The organism is Halorubrum tibetense (assembly GCF_055396225.1).
The window spans coordinates 882149-898354 of sequence record NZ_AP043742.1 but is presented as its reverse complement, the minus strand read 5'-3'; the positions used below and the strand labels follow the sequence as shown (position 1 = coordinate 898354).

18 protein-coding genes are annotated in these 16206 nt (G+C 67.2%); 9 read left to right on the top strand and 9 right to left on the bottom strand.

Annotated elements, in window-relative coordinates:
* Positions 1-3: 3 nt before the first annotated feature.
* A complete protein-coding gene (locus ACZ5TV_RS04535; RefSeq protein ID WP_379781341.1) occupies positions 4-258 on the bottom strand; it encodes a sulfurtransferase TusA family protein in 255 nt (84 codons plus the stop codon).
* A 243-nt stretch (positions 259-501) separates the two neighbouring features.
* Between ACZ5TV_RS04535 and ACZ5TV_RS04530 the strand changes: the two genes are divergently transcribed.
* The 7 genes from ACZ5TV_RS04530 (at position 502) to ACZ5TV_RS04500 (ending at position 6134) form a co-directional block, all read left to right on the top strand.
* Positions 502-1704: an MBL fold metallo-hydrolase gene (locus tag ACZ5TV_RS04530; RefSeq protein ID WP_379781343.1), complete on the top strand. Its 1203-nt coding sequence runs from the start codon at positions 502-504 to the stop codon at positions 1702-1704.
* Between the two features lie 69 nt (positions 1705-1773).
* Positions 1774-2298: a YeeE/YedE family protein gene (locus tag ACZ5TV_RS04525; protein ID WP_379781345.1), complete on the top strand. Its 525-nt coding sequence runs from the start codon at positions 1774-1776 to the stop codon at positions 2296-2298.
* A 17-nt stretch (positions 2299-2315) separates the two neighbouring features.
* Entirely contained in the window at positions 2316-2753 is a 438-nt protein-coding gene (locus ACZ5TV_RS04520) for a DUF6691 family protein (protein ID WP_379781353.1), read from the top strand.
* A gap of 62 nt (positions 2754-2815) precedes the next feature.
* The gene (locus ACZ5TV_RS04515) at positions 2816-4141 is read left to right on the top strand and encodes a M20 family metallopeptidase (protein ID WP_379781347.1); all 1326 of its coding nucleotides are present in this window, start codon (positions 2816-2818) and stop codon (positions 4139-4141) included.
* A 118-nt stretch (positions 4142-4259) separates the two neighbouring features.
* Positions 4260-4628, top strand: a complete 369-nt coding sequence (locus ACZ5TV_RS04510; protein WP_379781349.1) for a thioredoxin family protein — start codon at positions 4260-4262, stop codon at positions 4626-4628.
* Between the two features lie 114 nt (positions 4629-4742).
* The gene (locus tag ACZ5TV_RS04505) at positions 4743-5378 is read left to right on the top strand and encodes a vitamin K epoxide reductase family protein (protein ID WP_379781351.1); all 636 of its coding nucleotides are present in this window, start codon (positions 4743-4745) and stop codon (positions 5376-5378) included.
* Between the two features lie 153 nt (positions 5379-5531).
* The gene (locus tag ACZ5TV_RS04500) at positions 5532-6134 is read left to right on the top strand and encodes a small multi-drug export protein (protein WP_464384153.1); all 603 of its coding nucleotides are present in this window, start codon (positions 5532-5534) and stop codon (positions 6132-6134) included.
* Positions 6135-6817: 683 nt separating this feature from the next.
* On the opposite strand, the gene ACZ5TV_RS04495 is transcribed toward ACZ5TV_RS04500, so the two are convergent.
* The 5 genes from ACZ5TV_RS04495 to ACZ5TV_RS04475 form a co-directional block, all read right to left on the bottom strand.
* The gene (locus tag ACZ5TV_RS04495; protein WP_379783535.1) at positions 6818-7375 is read right to left on the bottom strand and encodes a class I SAM-dependent methyltransferase; all 558 of its coding nucleotides are present in this window, start codon (positions 7373-7375) and stop codon (positions 6818-6820) included.
* Positions 7376-7455: 80 nt separating this feature from the next.
* Entirely contained in the window at positions 7456-8571 is a 1116-nt protein-coding gene (locus ACZ5TV_RS04490) for an aminotransferase class V-fold PLP-dependent enzyme (protein WP_464384152.1), read from the bottom strand.
* A 1-nt stretch (position 8572) separates the two neighbouring features.
* Positions 8573-8917, bottom strand: a complete 345-nt coding sequence (gene trxA / locus ACZ5TV_RS04485; RefSeq protein ID WP_379781305.1) for a thioredoxin — start codon at positions 8915-8917, stop codon at positions 8573-8575.
* 95 nt (positions 8918-9012) lie between these two features.
* Positions 9013-10044, bottom strand: coding sequence for a TSUP family transporter (locus tag ACZ5TV_RS04480; protein WP_379781303.1), 1032 nt, complete (start codon positions 10042-10044; stop codon positions 9013-9015).
* A complete protein-coding gene (locus ACZ5TV_RS04475; protein WP_379781301.1) occupies positions 10045-10203 on the bottom strand; it encodes a DUF7512 family protein in 159 nt (52 codons plus the stop codon).
* A gap of 411 nt (positions 10204-10614) precedes the next feature.
* Here ACZ5TV_RS04475 and ACZ5TV_RS04470 point away from each other — a divergent pair, with 411 nt between their 5' ends.
* The gene (locus ACZ5TV_RS04470; protein WP_379781299.1) at positions 10615-10839 is read left to right on the top strand and encodes a hypothetical protein; all 225 of its coding nucleotides are present in this window, start codon (positions 10615-10617) and stop codon (positions 10837-10839) included.
* A 103-nt stretch (positions 10840-10942) separates the two neighbouring features.
* Here ACZ5TV_RS04470 and ACZ5TV_RS04465 read toward each other — a convergent pair whose 3' ends face one another.
* The 3 genes from ACZ5TV_RS04465 to ACZ5TV_RS04455 all read right to left on the bottom strand — a co-directional run bounded on the left by ACZ5TV_RS04465 (position 10943) and on the right by ACZ5TV_RS04455 (position 13842).
* Positions 10943-11350, bottom strand: coding sequence for a helix-turn-helix domain-containing protein (locus ACZ5TV_RS04465; RefSeq protein WP_379781297.1), 408 nt, complete (start codon positions 11348-11350; stop codon positions 10943-10945).
* 163 nt (positions 11351-11513) lie between these two features.
* A complete protein-coding gene (locus ACZ5TV_RS04460; RefSeq protein ID WP_379781295.1) occupies positions 11514-12365 on the bottom strand; it encodes a universal stress protein in 852 nt (283 codons plus the stop codon).
* A gap of 163 nt (positions 12366-12528) precedes the next feature.
* The gene (locus tag ACZ5TV_RS04455; protein ID WP_379781293.1) at positions 12529-13842 is read right to left on the bottom strand and encodes an MFS transporter; all 1314 of its coding nucleotides are present in this window, start codon (positions 13840-13842) and stop codon (positions 12529-12531) included.
* A 228-nt stretch (positions 13843-14070) separates the two neighbouring features.
* On the opposite strand from ACZ5TV_RS04455, the gene ACZ5TV_RS04450 reads away from it, so the two are divergent.
* A complete protein-coding gene (locus ACZ5TV_RS04450; RefSeq protein WP_464384151.1) occupies positions 14071-16179 on the top strand; it encodes a molybdopterin oxidoreductase family protein in 2109 nt (702 codons plus the stop codon).
* Positions 16180-16206: the final 27 nt, after the last annotated feature.

The window sequence follows — 16206 nt, the reverse complement described above, 5'->3', positions numbered from 1 at the left end:
CGGTTACTCCGCCTTCCGGACGTAGTGCTTGTACACCGATTCGCCGTCCTCCGTCCCCTCCTCCTGGTCGACCAGCTCGGCCCCGTCGGCCGAGTCGGCCCAGCCTTTGATGTCGCTCATGCTGCCGGAGTCGGTCGAGATCACTTCGAGAACGTCGCCGGCGTCGAGGCCGTCGAACGCACCTTTCGTCTTGATGACCGGCATCGGGCAGTTCTGTCCTTTCACGTCGAGCGTCTCTGTCGCGGTTTCCGTGCTCATGATTACCTCCCCGTGTTGGGGCTATCACACAATATTCCCTCGCCACTCATAAGGGCATCGATTCTTGTGGTTGTCTTGAACAACTGGATTATTAAGCCAGTCGAATATACGGTAATCCGCGATAGACGGCATTAAAACGAGATTCTGGGCCCATACGCTCTCGTACTCGCCAAATAGTATTGTACAAAAATTGAATTACTATGCGAAGATTTAAGCCGATAGCCCCGGTACGATGTGGTGTACATGGATCCAGACGAGATGGATTTCCCGACCCCTGAATCGGCCGTCGACTCGATCGTGCCCGAGTCGTTGAAAGCCAGCATCGACGACGGCGAGGACGTAACGATCCTCGACGCGCGGATGTCGAGCGACTACGAGGAGTGGAAGATCGACGGTGACACCGTCACCTCGATCAACGTCCCGTACTTCCACTTCCTCGACGAGGAGATCGACGACGACGTCCTCGACCGGATCCCCGCGGACGAGCACGTCACCGTGCTCTGTGCGAAGGGCGGTGCAAGCGAGTACGTCGCCGGCGCGCTCGCCGACCGTGGCTACGACGTCGACCACCTCGAGGAGGGGATGAACGGGTGGGCGTCGATATACGAGGCCCGCGAAGTCACCGCGTACGACGGCGCGGGTACCCTGCTCCAGTATCAGCGCCCCTCCAGCGGCTGTCTCGGATACCTCCTCTACGACGGCGACGAGGCCGCGATCGTTGACCCGCTTCGGGCGTTCACCGACCGCTACCTCGCCGACGCCGACGAGCTCGGCGTCGACCTGAAATACGCGCTCGACACGCACGTCCACGCCGATCACATCTCGGGGCTTCGCGACCTCGCGGCCGAGGACGTCGAGGCGCTGCTCCCGTCGGCTGCGGCCGACCGCGGCGTCACGTACACCGACGCGGTAACGCTGATCGACGACGGCGACGAGTTCGCCGTCGGCGACGCCACTATCGAGACGGTGTTCACTCCGGGTCACACGACGGGAATGACTTCGTACCTGCTCGACGACAGCCTGCTCGCGACGGGCGACGGGCTGTTCATCGAGAGCGTTGCCCGTCCGGACCTCGAGGAAGGCGACGACGGCGCGCCGGAGGCGGCCCGCACGCTGTACGACTCCCTACAGAACCGCGTGCTGTCGCTCGACGACGACGTACTGATCGGCGGTGCGCACTTCAGCGACGCCGCTGAACCCGCCGCGGACGGGACGTACACCGCACCGATCGCTGAGCTCCGCGAACGGATGGACGCGCTCTCGGTGGACGAGGACGCGTTCGTCGAGGTCGTCCTCGCCGACATGCCGCCCCGACCGGCGAACTACGAGGACATCATCGCGACGAACCTCGGGCAGAACGATGTCGACGATGACGAGGCGTTCACACTCGAGCTCGGCCCGAACAACTGCGCCGCGAGCCAGGATGCGCTCACGAGCGACGACTGATCCGACCATGTGCTCCCCTCGCGCAGCGCCCTCGTCCACCGACCGTTCGCTAGTGGGGGGTGATTCGCCGTGATCGATGCGGCGTTCACCGATCTGCTCGGAGCCGGAACCGTCGACGCGTTCTTCCCGAACGGCGTCTCGCGGTACGCGATCGGCGGCGTTCTCGTCGGGTTCGCGACGGCGATGATCTACTTCGGAACGGGGATCACGGCCGGCGCGAGCACGTTCCTCGAGTCGACGCTGTCGTACGTCTCCGATCAGGACCGGTTCAAACAGTATCGCCCGTCCCGCGACTGGCGCGTGGTGTTCACTGTCGGGATCATCGGCGGTGCAGCCGTCTACGCGCTGATCTACCAGGGTGACCCGTGGTCGATCGCGAACAGCGGCTGGACGACCGAGGTGTCCGTCTGGCGGCTGTTCGTCGGGGGGATCCTCGTCGGGATCGGCACCCGGATCGGTAAGGGCTGTACCTCCGGTCACGGGATCTGTGGGGTCGGATCCGTCTCCCGGACGTCGCTCGTCGGCGTGGCGACGTTCCTCGTCGTCGCGATCGTGACCGCGAACGCCGTCGCCGCGATGGGGGTGGGGTTGTGAGCCGCCACCCGCTGTTCATGCCGCTGATCCTGATCTCGGGGCTGGTGTTCGGCTTCGGGCTCGGCTTCAGCCACATGGCGCGGCCGGAGGTCGTCATCGACTTCCTGACGTTCACCGACCTCGGGCTCCTGTTCGTGATGTTCGGCGGCTCGATCGTCGCCGGACTCGCGTTCTGGACGCTGCCAGCGGTTCGGGGGGCGGCACCGCTCACCGGGCGGCCGTACGGCCGTCGGCTGAAGTCGTTCGACCGCAACGTGCTGGTCGGCGGCTCGATCTTCGGCGTCGGCTGGGGGCTCTCGGGCATCTGTCCCGGCGCGGCGTACGCGAGCTTGGGCGTCGGCAACTGGCCGATCCTCTACGCGATCGGCGGGATGTTCATCGGCGCGTACGCTCAGGGCGTCTGGCGGAGTCGCGGGAGCGACGCCGACGCCGGGGCCGTCCCGAGCGACGACTGAGCCCCGACCCGACGATCGAACCGACCGTCCGACTGACGTACCTCCCGAGTGATATTCGACCCATGACAGACACTGACTCAGGGGAGTCCGATCCGACGGAGCCGGATCCGCTCCTTGACGGCGTCGAACCGCCGGACACCGAGCGCGTCGTCGAGCTCGCGCGTGAGCTGATCGCGCTCGACACGTCGAACCCGCCGGGCGACACGCGGGCGATCACGGACTGGATCGACGCGTTTCTCGCCGATCGCGGCGTCGATACCGAGCGGGTCGCCACCGATCCGATGAAACCGAACCTGGTGGCGACGATCCCGGGAACCTCGACCCGGACGCTGTTATACAACGGCCACGCGGATACGGTCCCGTACGACGCTGACGAATGGACCCACGATCCGCTCGGCGAGCGCGACGGTGATCGCCTCTACGGGCGCGGTGCGACGGACATGAAGGGGCCACTGGCCGCCATGCTCGCCGCGGCGGAAGCGATCGTCGAGGCCGATACCGACCCGCCGGTGACCCTCGCGCTCGCAGTCGTCTCGGACGAGGAGACCGCGGGCGACGCCGGCGTCGACACCCTCGTCGAATCGGGCGCGCTCGATCGGCTCGCACCGGACGCCTGCGTCATCGGGGAGACCACCTGCACGAACGGTCGCCACTCGGTCACGGTCGCCGACCGCGGGAGTATCTGGCTCACGCTCCGGGCGGAGGGTGTCGCCGCACACGGTTCCCGCCCGAGCCGCGGTGAGAACGCGATCGACCGGCTCTGGGAGGCGGTCTCGCTCCTCCGTCGACGGCTCACCGCCCGCGATCTTCCGGTTCCTGAGGGGTTCTCGCCCGTCATCGAGGAGTCGGTGGCGTACTACGAGCCGATCCTCGGCGCGGCGGAGGCTCGCCGAACGTTCACGCATCCGACCGTGAACCTCGGCACGATCGAGGGCGGCGAGAGCGTCAACACGGTGCCGAGCACGGCGACGGCACGGCTCGACATCCGGCTGACGGCCGGCGTCGAGACCGCGACCGTGCTCGCGGATGTCCGGGAGTGTCTGGCCGAGTTTCCCGCGGTGTCGATCGCGGATGCGAGCTGGTCGGTCGGATCCTACGAACCGGCGGACAGCCCGCTCGTGTCGACGGTGGCCGAGACGGCCGAAGCGATCGTCGCGCCCGCGGATGCCGCCGGCGACGGACGGGTGTTCCGCCGGAGCGCGACGGGCGGCGGCGATGCCAAGACGTTCCGACACGCCGGGGTCCCGACCGTCGAGTTCGCGTTCGGTACCGACACGGTCCACGCCGTCGATGAGTACATCACGACGACCGCGCTCGCCCGGAACGCCGGGATGTACGGTCGCCTTCCGTGGGTGTGGGCGGACCAAGTCGGCGACACGTCGACGTAGCGACGGCTCACGTCGACGAACGTGGATCGGCGTCGTCGGCGACGCGTCCCTCTTCTGGTGTCGGCGACGCTCCCGCACTCACCAGCGTATTTATCACTACTCGGGCACAATAGTGTGTATGAAAGACAATATGGGGTCCTCGGATGGGTCGGCCTCAGCGACGCCCGGTCGCCCCGTGTCGCTCGCGGACGCCACGGAGCTCGACGCGTTCGTTGCGGACGCCGACACCGCGCTCGTGGAGTTTTACACCGATGGCTGCGGGATCTGCGCGAGCATGGAGCCCGTGCTTGGCAACCTCGCTCGCGAGCTCGACGTCGCCGTCGGCCTCGTGAACCCGCGGAACGACCCGCCGCTCGTCGAGCGGTTCGACGTGCGGAGCGTGCCGCTTTTCGTTCTCTTCGTCGAGGGAGAACCGGTCGCACGCCGGGCTGAAGGGTTTATCGCCGGCGACGACCTGAGCGAGTGGGTCACCCACCGAACCGACTGAGCGCCGCCACGCCGGCTCTACGAAACCGTCTGGGGACATCGTCGCCTCATTCTCCGCCATTGGTATTGGGTGTAAAGCACAATATTTAATGTACTGGGCACGATACCAACTCGTATGGGAACACGAACGTACACGGCGAATCGATTCGATTACGATTGGGAGTACTCCTCGCGGGTGTCCCTGCTGTTCGGCGTCTTCACCTCGGTCGCGGTGGTCGGCTGGCTCGTGAGCACGATGCTCACCGCGATCCACCTGTTCGCGCTACCGGCGATACCGGCCGATGCGCCCGTCCAAGGCAGCATCGAGGTGATCACGAGCCAGTGGGCGTACGTGTTCGGCTTCCCGCTGGCGACGCTCGGCGCGTTCTACTACTTGGGGACGATCGCGATGGCGCTGTGGTGGTTCGACACCCGGCACCCGCTGATCATCAAGATCCTGACGCCGATCACGGCGAGCGGGGTGGCGTTCTCGGCGTACTTCGTCTACCTCCAGGTGGGCGTGATCGGCGAGATCTGTCCGCTCTGTATGGTCTCGGCGGCCGCGACCGTGATCCTGTTCGGGCTGGAGCTGGCGGCGTTGCGGTCCAGCGACACGCCCGGCCTCTCGGCGATGCGCAGCGACCTCGGCGGCGTCCTCGGCGGGACGAACCTCGCGCTCGTCGTCTTCCCGGCCCTGATCGGCTTGGCCACGATCGTCGGCCTGTTCGTCGTCCCGATGCTCCCGCTGCCCGAGGTCATTCCCTTCGCATAGGGAACTGAACTCGTATCGGCCGGCGCGTTTCGAACGACCCCTCTCTTCTCTCACCCAGCACCGCCCTGCCCCGCCTTTCCCCACTCAGCACCGCCTCGACTTCCGAATCGACGGAACACGACGCTTTTGCTTCCACCGTCCCTCGGTTCGACCGTGACGACCGTGGCTCCCGCACTCCTCGGCGATGTCAGCACCCTCCTCGACGGGGCGGTCGGTCCCCTCGGCTACCCGCTCGTCTTCGTCCTCGCGATGGTCCCGTTCATCGAGCCGTTCGTCGTGATCCCGGTGGCGATCGGCCTCGGTTTCGACCCGCTTCTCACCGGTGTCGCGGCGTTCGCCGGCAGCGTCACCGCCGTCGTCGCGATCGTCGCCGCACAAGAGCGGCTGCTGGCGTGGTGGGCGCGGCGGTCGGCCGGGGACGACGGTGCGGACGACTCCGGAACGGTCGCCCCCGACGTGGACGCCGCCGATGAGGCGTCCCTCGACGTCAACGTGGATGACGCCGCCGACGACGAGGCGTCCGGACGGTACGCCCGCGCGAGGCGGGTCGGCGAACGCTACGGGCTCGTCGGTCTCGCGCTCGGCGGGCCGCCGCTCGTCGGTCTCCACCTCATGGCGGTCGTCGGGGCGGCGATCGGCCCGACCCGCCGGGTGACGGTCGGCTGGCTGACGGCCGGGCTCGCCGTCTGGACCGTGCTCCTCGTCGTCGGATCCGTCGCCGGATTCGCCGCCGTCGAGTCGGTTGCCGGTCGGTGACCGCCCGACCGGACCCGCCGCTTCCGGTGCGATTATTTATATACTCCACCGCTACCGACGAGTCCGGTGTCGGCGTCGTTGCGCAGACCGCCCCGCGGAAGCTATCGATACTCGCGTGTCGAGACCACTGATCGGCGGGACACGCTGTGATGAGACGGTGTGTCCGCGTCTGGCTCGGCTGTGTATACAACGGTGGCTCCGTCGAAACCCTCAAGAGCTGGTACGTTTCGCGATCTCGTATTCAGTACAGATCGCCCAGTGATCGATAGCGCAAGTGGGTATCCCGGTATGGATGATCGGCTGTGTATACGTAGCGCAGTGGTGCTGCTGGCGGATATTTATACGTCGATCGCCCCAGCCGGCCGGGGCCTCCCTCCCGTCGGCCCCACTGGCTGCCCTTTGCGTCCCGCCCGGCACAGTACGCACCTCACACCCCCCAGCCTCTCGGTCGGCTCGCGCCTTATAAGGCGCGAACCGGCACGCCACCGCCTTCTTATGTATCAGTGATCGTCGCCGTCGCTCGTGATCCGGGATATACCGTCTCGCCACAGCCGGTGTGCGATGCCCACTCCCACCATCACTCAACAGGCAGTCTTCAGTGAACCCCCGTTTCAGACGAGAACACGTCTGAAAAGTGGCGTTTTAACAGAGTCATACCCGTCTAATCGGTGGTGTCTCTCCCTCTACGGCGCGAGCGCGACGAGCGCGAACGTCTCCGTCCGGGTCGTGGCCTGAACGACCTCGAACCCTGCCTCCTCCAGCGCGCCGACCGCGTCGTCGACGCCGAACCGCTCGTCCGCGGGCGGACCCGCTTCGCCGTTCCCGTCGGCCGACCAGTCGAACACCGCGAGCCGCGCGCCGGAACGGAGAACGCGCGCCAACTCGGCGACAGCGGCGTCGCTCGCGAACTCGTGATAGGTCATCGTCGAGAACGCGGCGTCCAGCGCGTCCGCGTCGAACGGGAGGTCAGCCACGTCGCTCTCGACGAACTCGACGGTCGCGGGCGCGCCCTTCTCGCGATAGTACTCGTGCATCTCCGCCTGGAGGTCGACCGCGTACGTCGTCGCGACGTGCGGCGCGACCGCATCGGTATAAAAACCCGTGCCGCTTCCCAGGTCCGCGACGACGTCGTCGCGGGCCGGGTCGACCGCGCCGACCAGCTCCTCGGCGGAGACCCAGCGGTACCGATCGGGGTCCTCTAATCGCTCCGCGCCGTCGACATCGAACGTGTGGAATCCCATACGTTACTATTGTGCGTGTGGGACAAAAGTGGGCCGATCCGTACGCCGATCGGTTGGACGACCCTGCTCGTCGTCCGCGGTCACCACTCCTCGCGAAGCGCGTCGGCGACGGCGTCGACCTCCCGTTCCGTCGAGACCGCGTGGATCGACACCCGGACCCCGTCGGGTCCCGGCAGGTCGCGCACCACGATCCCGCGGTCCGCGAGGCGCTCCACGGTCGCCGCCGGCTCCGCGACGTCGACCGTTACGAGGCCCGACTCGCACTCGCGCGGGCTCATGAGGTGTCCATCCGGGATCGCCGACTTGAACCGGTCGGTGAGCGACGCGATCCGGTCCTCGACCGTGTCGATCCCGACCGCCTCGATCGCGTCGATCCCCTCCAGTAACCCGACGTGGGCGGCCGCGGTCGCCGTGCCGACCTCGAACCGCTTCGCGCCGGGTTCGTACTCGATCTCGGGTGCGGTCGGCGTCCGGACGCCACGGTAGCCGACGGTCCCCGGCGTCAACCCCTCCGCGACCGCGCGGTCGACGTAGAGGAAGCCGGCCCCCCACGGGCCGAGCAGCCACTTGTGGCCCGCGGCCGCGACCGCGTCCGCGCCCCACCGGTTCACGTCGACGTCGACCTGCCCGGGCGACTGGACGGCGTCGACGAGGGTGAACGCCCCGGCGTCGTTCGCGATATCGACGAGCTCGGCCACGGGGAGCCGCGTCCCGTGCGTCCAGGTGATCGCGCTGAAACAGACGAGTCTGGCGTCCGCAACTGCCTCGGCGAACGCGTCGGTGTCGACACGCCCGGCGTCGGTTTCGACGACGCGGACCTCGACGCCTGCCGACTCCAGCTGCTTCCAGGGCAGCACGCCCGCAGGGTGTTCGAGGTCGGTCCGTACGACGACGTCGCCGGGCTCCCAGTCGATCGCGGCCGCGATCCGCCCGATCCCGTCGGTCGTGCTCTCGGTGAGCGCGATCTCGGCGGGCTCCGCCCCGACGAACGCCGCGATCCGCTCGCGGACGGCATCGTAGGTGCCGAACGCGTGGCTGTACGGGTCCGTCTCGGCGGCACCGTACTCGTGATCGGCGATGAACTCGCCAGCGGCCTCGACGACGTACTCCGGGCTCGGCCCGTGTGCGCCGTAGTTGAGGTACGCCGTCCCCTCGCCAAGTGCGGGAATGTCCGCGCGCAGCTCGCGCGGCGTCATCTCAGTCGAGCTGCGTCTCGACGGCACTCCGGAGCGTCTCTTCCGTCTGTGCGCCGACCATGCGGTTCACGAGCTCGCCGTCCGCGAACACGAGTAGCGTGGGGATCCCCTGGACGCCATACTCGCTGGCGAGCGCTTGGAACCGGTCCACGTCCACCTTGAGTACCGCCGCGTCAGTCTCGGCCGCCACCGACTCGATCGACGGTTCCATCATTTGACAGGGGCCACACCAGTCGGCGTAGAAGTCGACGAGGACGACGTCGTAGTCGGCGACGTGGCCGTCGAACGCGTCGTCGTCGTCGAGGGCTATCGGTTCGGTCGGAACGGCTTCGGTTGTCTGCGTCATCACCCGTACGTACGCCCCCGACCGTGATAACGGTTTTGGAAGTTATGTACAATACTAACGTGTGCGGTCCCGGCCCCGCATCGATGGCGGTCCGCTCAGGCCGAGACGCTGCGCGTTCGGCGCACCGCGAGCGCGCCGTGGTACAGGATAGTCGCACAGACGAACAGCGCGGAGCCGATGAGCAGCACGAAGCTCGCCCGATCGAGTACCGGCATCGCGAGCCACTCCGAGAGCTCACCCAATCCCACGGCGAGACTGGCGACGAGCAGCATGATCCCGAAGTAGATCGTCACGTCGTCCTCGTTCACGTACGCGGTCGCGCTCGACCCGATCCGCGCGCCGAGCGAGCTCCCGATCAGAAGCGCGGTGACGATCCCGAGGTCGATGACCCCGGCTCGGCCGTAGGTGAACGCGCCGACCGCGCCCGACATCAGTCCGCCGAAGAGGCTCGTCCCGACCGCGGCCGCCAGCGAGGTCCCGATCACGTAGTAGATCGCCGGCATCCGGACGAATCCGCCGCCGACACCGAGGAACCCGGAGACGAGGCCCACCCCGCCCCCAACTCCGGAGATCGTCCACAGCGAGGCCTTGCTCCCGTCGGCGAGCGTCATCATCGGAGGGAGGTTGTACGACTGGATCTTCCGGGCGATCGCCGGGACCTCGTCGTCCGTGTCCCCGTCGTCGTCCGTGTCCCCGTCGTCGTCACCCTGGTTCAGCGCGCTCCGCGTGAACAGCACGCCGATGGCGGCCAGCAGAACGACGTACGCGACGCCGACGACGACGTTCGCGATCCCCAACACCTCCAGACCGAACACGAGTCGGCTCCCGAGCTCGATCCCGACGGTGATTCCGACGAACATCAGCGCGCCGAGTCGATAGTCGACTTGGCCGGCGTCGTGGTGTTTCATCGTCGCGATCACCGCCGTCCCGAAGACGAACGCCATCGAGCTCCCGATCGCCACCGGTGCCGAATAGCCGAGGATCAACAGCGCGGGAGTGACGAGAAACGACCCACCCATCCCGAAGAAGCCGAAGAACACGCCGACCATGAACCCGAACGCGACGAACAGGACGATCAGATCCGTCCCGAGTCCGAGCAGCTCGAACGCGAGGATCGATTCGATCATCTATCGCTTCACGAGGCTGTCGAGGACGGCCGGTCCGACGGCTTCCTCGATGGTTCCGTACCCGACGTAGAGCACTATCGCTTCGAGGAGCACTATCGCGATCACTGCGAGCGCCTGTATCGACGGCGACGCACCGACGAGGATCTCGGTTCCGGTCATCGGATACCACCAGCGATGCGCTCCGTCTCACGGCGGATCACCCGATCGATAGTAGTCATGTACCTCACCGTAGCCGACGGGTTGATATAACGGTTTTGGGTCTAGTGCACAATACTATATCCGCGTGAGGGACGAGACACGATAGATAACGTCTCCATAAGTTATCAGTCGTACCTCCCCGGTCGGCCATTGCTCATGAGTGCCCCGCTTTCGTCACCGATTCAGAGAGATACGCCACGTATCGGACGGGCTCGATCGCGTTCCGTCGCGCGACGACGCCGATCAGCGACCCTGGTCCCGTCGTCGTTAGTCATGTGACTCTTGGAAGCTACTCACATGACATACACCGCCGTTCCACGACGATGGGAATCCGCGTCTGGTCATTAATACGTTCACCGTATACGGAGGTGTATGAGCCATCAGCCCGGACCATCGCATCAACGTCTCGATTCGGCGTTCAAGGCGTTCGGCGCGGTCGCGATCCTCATCGCCGTCCTGCTGTCCGCCACCGTAATCGCGGTCACTGACCCGCTCGGGGAGCTCGTTGTCGCCACCCCGGCAGTGGTCGGAACCCTGCTGTTCGGCGGGCTACTCCTTGCCGTCGGCTACGTGACGTACATGCTCCGCCGGCGATAAGCGGCCGGAACGGCGGGGAGAAACCATAACCGACTCGTCGACGACGACCCGGGCCGCCGGACGAGACGGTGCGGCCGACCTCAGCTCGATGCGGCGGCCGACCTCAGCTCGATGCGGCGGCCGACTCAGTGGCGTCGACCCCTTCGTACTTGTCCTCGAACTCCTGGATCAGCTGTCCCATCTTCGCGTACCAGTCGTTCAACATCCGCTGCATCTCCCCGGATATCTTCTCGGGATCGGTCGGCTGATACACGTGGTAGTAGCCCCCCTGATCGTAGTTGATCTGCTCTTTGTTGATGAATCCGGTCTGGAGGAGTCGCTGTACGGCTCGGTACGCGGTCGATCGTTCCCGGTCGACCGCCTCACCGATCTCGTCTATCGTCAGGGGTTCGTCGCTCTCGACGAGCACCTGAAAACACTCCCTGTCGAGCGGCTTGAGCCCGTGGAAGCATTCGAGCAATCCCTCACACTCCATGTCGCTTCGGAGCTGTTCGGCCAATGAATCGGGCATAGTATGACTCGTATGTACGAGACCTGCTAATAAAAGGCTTGTGTATAGTATACACAATTCCGCCGGATACGACGTCCCCGCCCGGACGTTCGTCGATCGGGTTACTTCCGCTCCTCCGGGTTGACCCCGGTCGAACGGCCACCGTCCAGGCAGTCGCCGAGTGTCAGACCGACCGCGGCGGGGGGACGAGGAACACGTTTCCCGTCGCGTTGGCGACCACGTCTTCGGAGACGTTACCGAGGAGCAGTCGCCGAAGCCGGCTTCGACCGCGTGAGCCGATGAGTACGGTGCTCGGGTCGTGTTCACGCTCGGCCGCGAGGATCTCTTGGGCAGGGTCACCCCGCCTGATGTCGATCCGCGCGTCGAGTCCCCACTCGTCGAGCCGCTCGATCAGTGGTTCCATCCGGGACTCGACGTCGGCGACGTCGCCGGTGTCGTCCTTCGGTGAGCGGACGTGTGTCAACGTTACCTCCCGCGTGGCGTGGCGGAGGTACTCGAACGTCTCGAAGGCGCGCTCGGCGTTCTCGGAGAAGTCGGTGGCGAACAGCGTCCGCTCGAACAGGTGTCGGCGGATCGTGTTCGGATCGTCGACGCCGCGCTCGATCCGGTCGACCAACAGTGGGACGACCGTCGTCCGGGCGAGGTTCCGCGCCGTCGACCCGATCACACGGTTCTCGAGCGGGCTCTTTCCCCGCGAGCCCACGAGGATCAGGTCGGCACCGACCGTCCCGGCGATGCCATTGATCCGGCGATGCGGGGTTCCGCGGACCACGTGGGTCTCGACCGCGAAGCCCGCGTCCGCTATCGTCGATCGATACCGCCGAAGCGCGCGTTTCCGCCGCTTCTCGAAGTCGATCCCGGGCATCCCCGAGTGGACGTTCGACGGGACGACAGTGACGAGGTGGATCCGCTCGACCCCGATCCGGCTGAGACAGTTCAACCCAGTCTCGGACTCGACCATCGTCTCGCTCGCCGTCGAGAGATCGGTCGCCAACACCGCGGACTTCCCGGTCATCGCCACGCCCCCGTGAAAGCCACCGCACGGCGGGAGGCAGTATTCCACATAAGACACAATATTATCTATGCGGATATAAAGCCCGCGGTCGGCACGGTGGGTTTCGGGACCCGGCGCGGATCCCAGCCACGGAGCGGATCCGGGCTACCGGGACAGCGGACCGTCAGTCGTCGTCGGCCGGTACTGCGGGGTTTCTATCGCCCCCAACGAGGACGCCGCGCTCGTTCGCGCGGGCCGCGACCTCCGGCCGAAACGCCCACGCGGCAGCGACGAGGATCGGGACCATCGTGAGCGCGGTGATCGCGTACCCGATATGGAGGTTCGGGAGGAACGGTGCGGCGAAGACCAACGGGTACACCACGCCGCCGACGGTTCCGACCCCGCCGACGACCCCCGCGACGCTGCCCGAGCTGTCCGGGAACATCGCCGGCACCTGTGCGAAGATCGCGCCCTCGGAGAACGCACAGGCTGTCCCCACGAGGAACGCGGCCACCACGGCGAGACGGATCTCCCCTGTCAGCCCGGCCAGCGTCATTCCGCCCATCGAAACGACGACGAACACGAGCGTGAGGAAGGTCCACTGCTCGCGATACCGGCCGGCGAACACCGGAAGTAGCGTCAGCTCTCTGCGGGCGACGAGGTCGCTCACATACCCACCGATCGGACGCAGGAGCCCCGCCGCGATCGAGAACGTGGCGGCGAACGTCGCCGCGATCACGAGGTCGCCCTCGTCGAACGCCTCCCGGTAGTACGTTCCGAGCCACCCGTTCATGGCGAGCTCCAGCCCGAACGTCATCACGTACGCCGCCGACAGCACGATCGCGCCGTACCGGGTGGCGACGAACAGGAACCCGTCGAACCCGGCGCTCTCCCGAGTCGCAGCGCGTTTCTCCGCCGACCGGGCCGGCTCCGCGAAACGGAGGTACGCCACCCCGACGACGACGGCGAGGACGCCCGTATAAAAGAACGCCGCCCGCCAGTTCGACGCGAAGATCGGCCCGGACCAGCCCTCGTCGAACACTCGTGGGAGGGTGAAGTACGCCCCGATCCCTGCTCCCGCGTTGCCGATCCCGGCGTAGATCCCTTCGGCGGTCCCGAGCTCGTCGGCCTCGAACCACTCCGAGACGTGTTGGATCCCGATGACGAACGTCACACCGGCGAGCGAAGCGACGACACGCGAGGCGATGAACACCTCGTAGCTCCACGCGAACGCGCTCACGACGGCGAAGACGCCGACCGTACACATCGTCACACAGGCGACGACGGGCGCGCCGTACCGGTCCGTGAGCGGTCCGACGACGATCCGGCCGAGCGGAACCGCGACCACCGCCGCGCTGGCGACGATTCCGAGGTCCTCAGTCGAGAGCGCGAACTCCTCGGCGATGGCTCCGGTGAACGGTGCGAACGAGAACCAGATCACGAACCCGAGGTTGAACATCGCGGTCGCCAACACGAGGTTCTTCCATTTCCCCTTCATCGGGTCTCCCCGCCGTCGGTGACCGTCCGTCGTGGAGCCAGTTCTCCCGTCGGTTCGCCCTGCTCCGACATCACCGATCCGAACGGCTTTCGGGTGCTTAGCCCCCCGTCGGATTCTCACCAGCTGGGAGTCCAGTGGGTGGTCGCCGTTCGTTCGCTGCCCGTCTGCCCACTGTCCGTCCGCCTGCCGCCGACAGGTTCAATCACACACCGACAGTACCCACACACGATGTCGGACGGAACCGGGGACGGGGTGCCCACACGGACGACTTGTGCCCGCTGTGCGGTCGGGTGCGGGCTCCGAACGACCGCCGTGTCCACCGACGACCTCCGCGAAACGTCCCCTTCGATCCGCGTGACCGGCGACCCCGAACACCCCGTCAGTCGCGGGCGCGCTTGTCGACGCGGGATCGAGGAGACCGCCGGGTCTCGATCGGGTGCCGACCGGTTACGTCGTCCGCTGATCCGTCGGAACGGCGACCTGACCCCAGTCCCGTGGGAGGTCGCCCTCGACGCCGTCGCGGCTCGGTTCCGTCCACGGCTCGATACGAAGCCGGACCGGATCGGCGTGTTCGGCTCCGGACAGACGACGACCGAGGCGGCGTATCTGCTGGGCAAGACCGCCCGCGGCGCGATCGGGACCCGCAACTACGACGCCAACACGACGCTGTGTATGGCGTCGGCGGTGACGGCTTACCGCGACGCGTTCGGGGCGGACGCTCCGCCGCCCACCTACGCCGATGTTCCCCGGGCGAACACGCACGTGGTTTGGGGTGCGAACCCCGCCGTCGCCCATCCAGTCCTCTTCTCGTGGATCCGTGAGAGCGCCGCGGACGACGGAAGCGAGCTGATCGTCGTCGACCCGGTGCGGACCCGGACGGCAGACGCCGCCGACCGTCTCGTCCAACTCGACCCGGACGCTGACGTCGCGCTCGCTCGGGCCGTCCTCGCCACGGTCGTCGCGCGCGGTGACGTGGCAGACGACTTCGTCGAGGCGCACACGGCCGGTTTCGCGGCGCTTCGCGACCGACTCCCGGACCCGAGAACGGCGGCCGAGACGGCGGGCGTCGATCCCGAATCGGTCGCGCACATCGCGGACGCCCTGACCCACCCTACCCTCGTCTACTGGGGGATGGGGATCAACCAGTCGGTTCAGGGGACGGCAGCCGCACGCGCGCTCATCGATCTCTGTCTCGCCACCGGGAATCTCGGCCCGGGAACGGGCCCGTTCTCGTTGACCGGGCAGGCGAACTCGATGGGGGCCCGACTCGGCGCGTCGAAGGGTAGCTGGCCCGGGGGTGCGGCGTTCGACGACCCCTCCGCTCGGCGGCGCGTCGCGACGGCGTGGGGGGTTCCGCCCACCCGCCTCCCGACGGATCCCGGGCCCGGCCCGGTCGGCCTGTTCGAGTCGATCGCGGCGGGCGAGGTCGACACCCTCTGGACCGTCGCCGCGAACCCCGCCGTCGGAATGCCGAACACCGCTCCCGTCAGGGCGGCGCTCGACGACGTCTTCCTCGTCGTTCAGGACGCGTTCCGTACCCCGACGGTCGAGTACGCCGATGTCGTCCTCCCCGCGGCCACGTGGGGCGAAACGGGCGGGACGCTGGTGAGCATGGACCGCACCGTCTCCCGCGTCCGGCCGAGCTGCGACCCGCCGGGTAGCGCCCGCCGGGACGCGTCGATCATCGCGTCGATCGCGGGCCGGCTCCGTCCGAACGCCGTCGACGATACGGTCGGCCCGGAGGCGCTGTTCGCCGAGCTGGCCGGGTTGACCGCGGGGACGCCGGCCGATTGCACCCACGTGACCTACGCACGGCTGGAGTCCGACGGGTCGATCCGCTGGCCCCGGACCGCAGCCGTGGGGTTCGACTGTGACGACAGCGCCCCCCAGCGCTCCGAGTACCGGTACCGCGACCCCGACGGCGGGTTCACCTTCCCGACGACCGACGGTTTGGCACGCTTTTCGACCGCTCGACATCGATCGCCCCCGGAACCTCCCGACGATCGATTCCCGTTGGTGCTCACGACGGCACGGCGGTCTGACGCGTACAACACCGGCGTTCGGTCCGGTGGCGACGACGAACTCCTCCCGGTTCGAGTCGCGCCCACCACTCACAACGCGTCCGCCGACGGTGTCGACGGGGCGGATCGGGCCGTCGTCGTCTCCCGGCGAGGACGTGTCGACGCCCGCGTCGTTGCCGACGAACGCGTCCCCGACGGCGTCGTGTGGGCACCGATCCACCATCCGGACGTGAACCGCCTCACGCTGGACGCGGTCGACCCCGAGTCCGGCGAGCCCGCTTATAAAGCGTGTGCGGTCCGCCTCGACCGGAACTGACGGGGTGGACGTGCCCCTTCGAGGGAT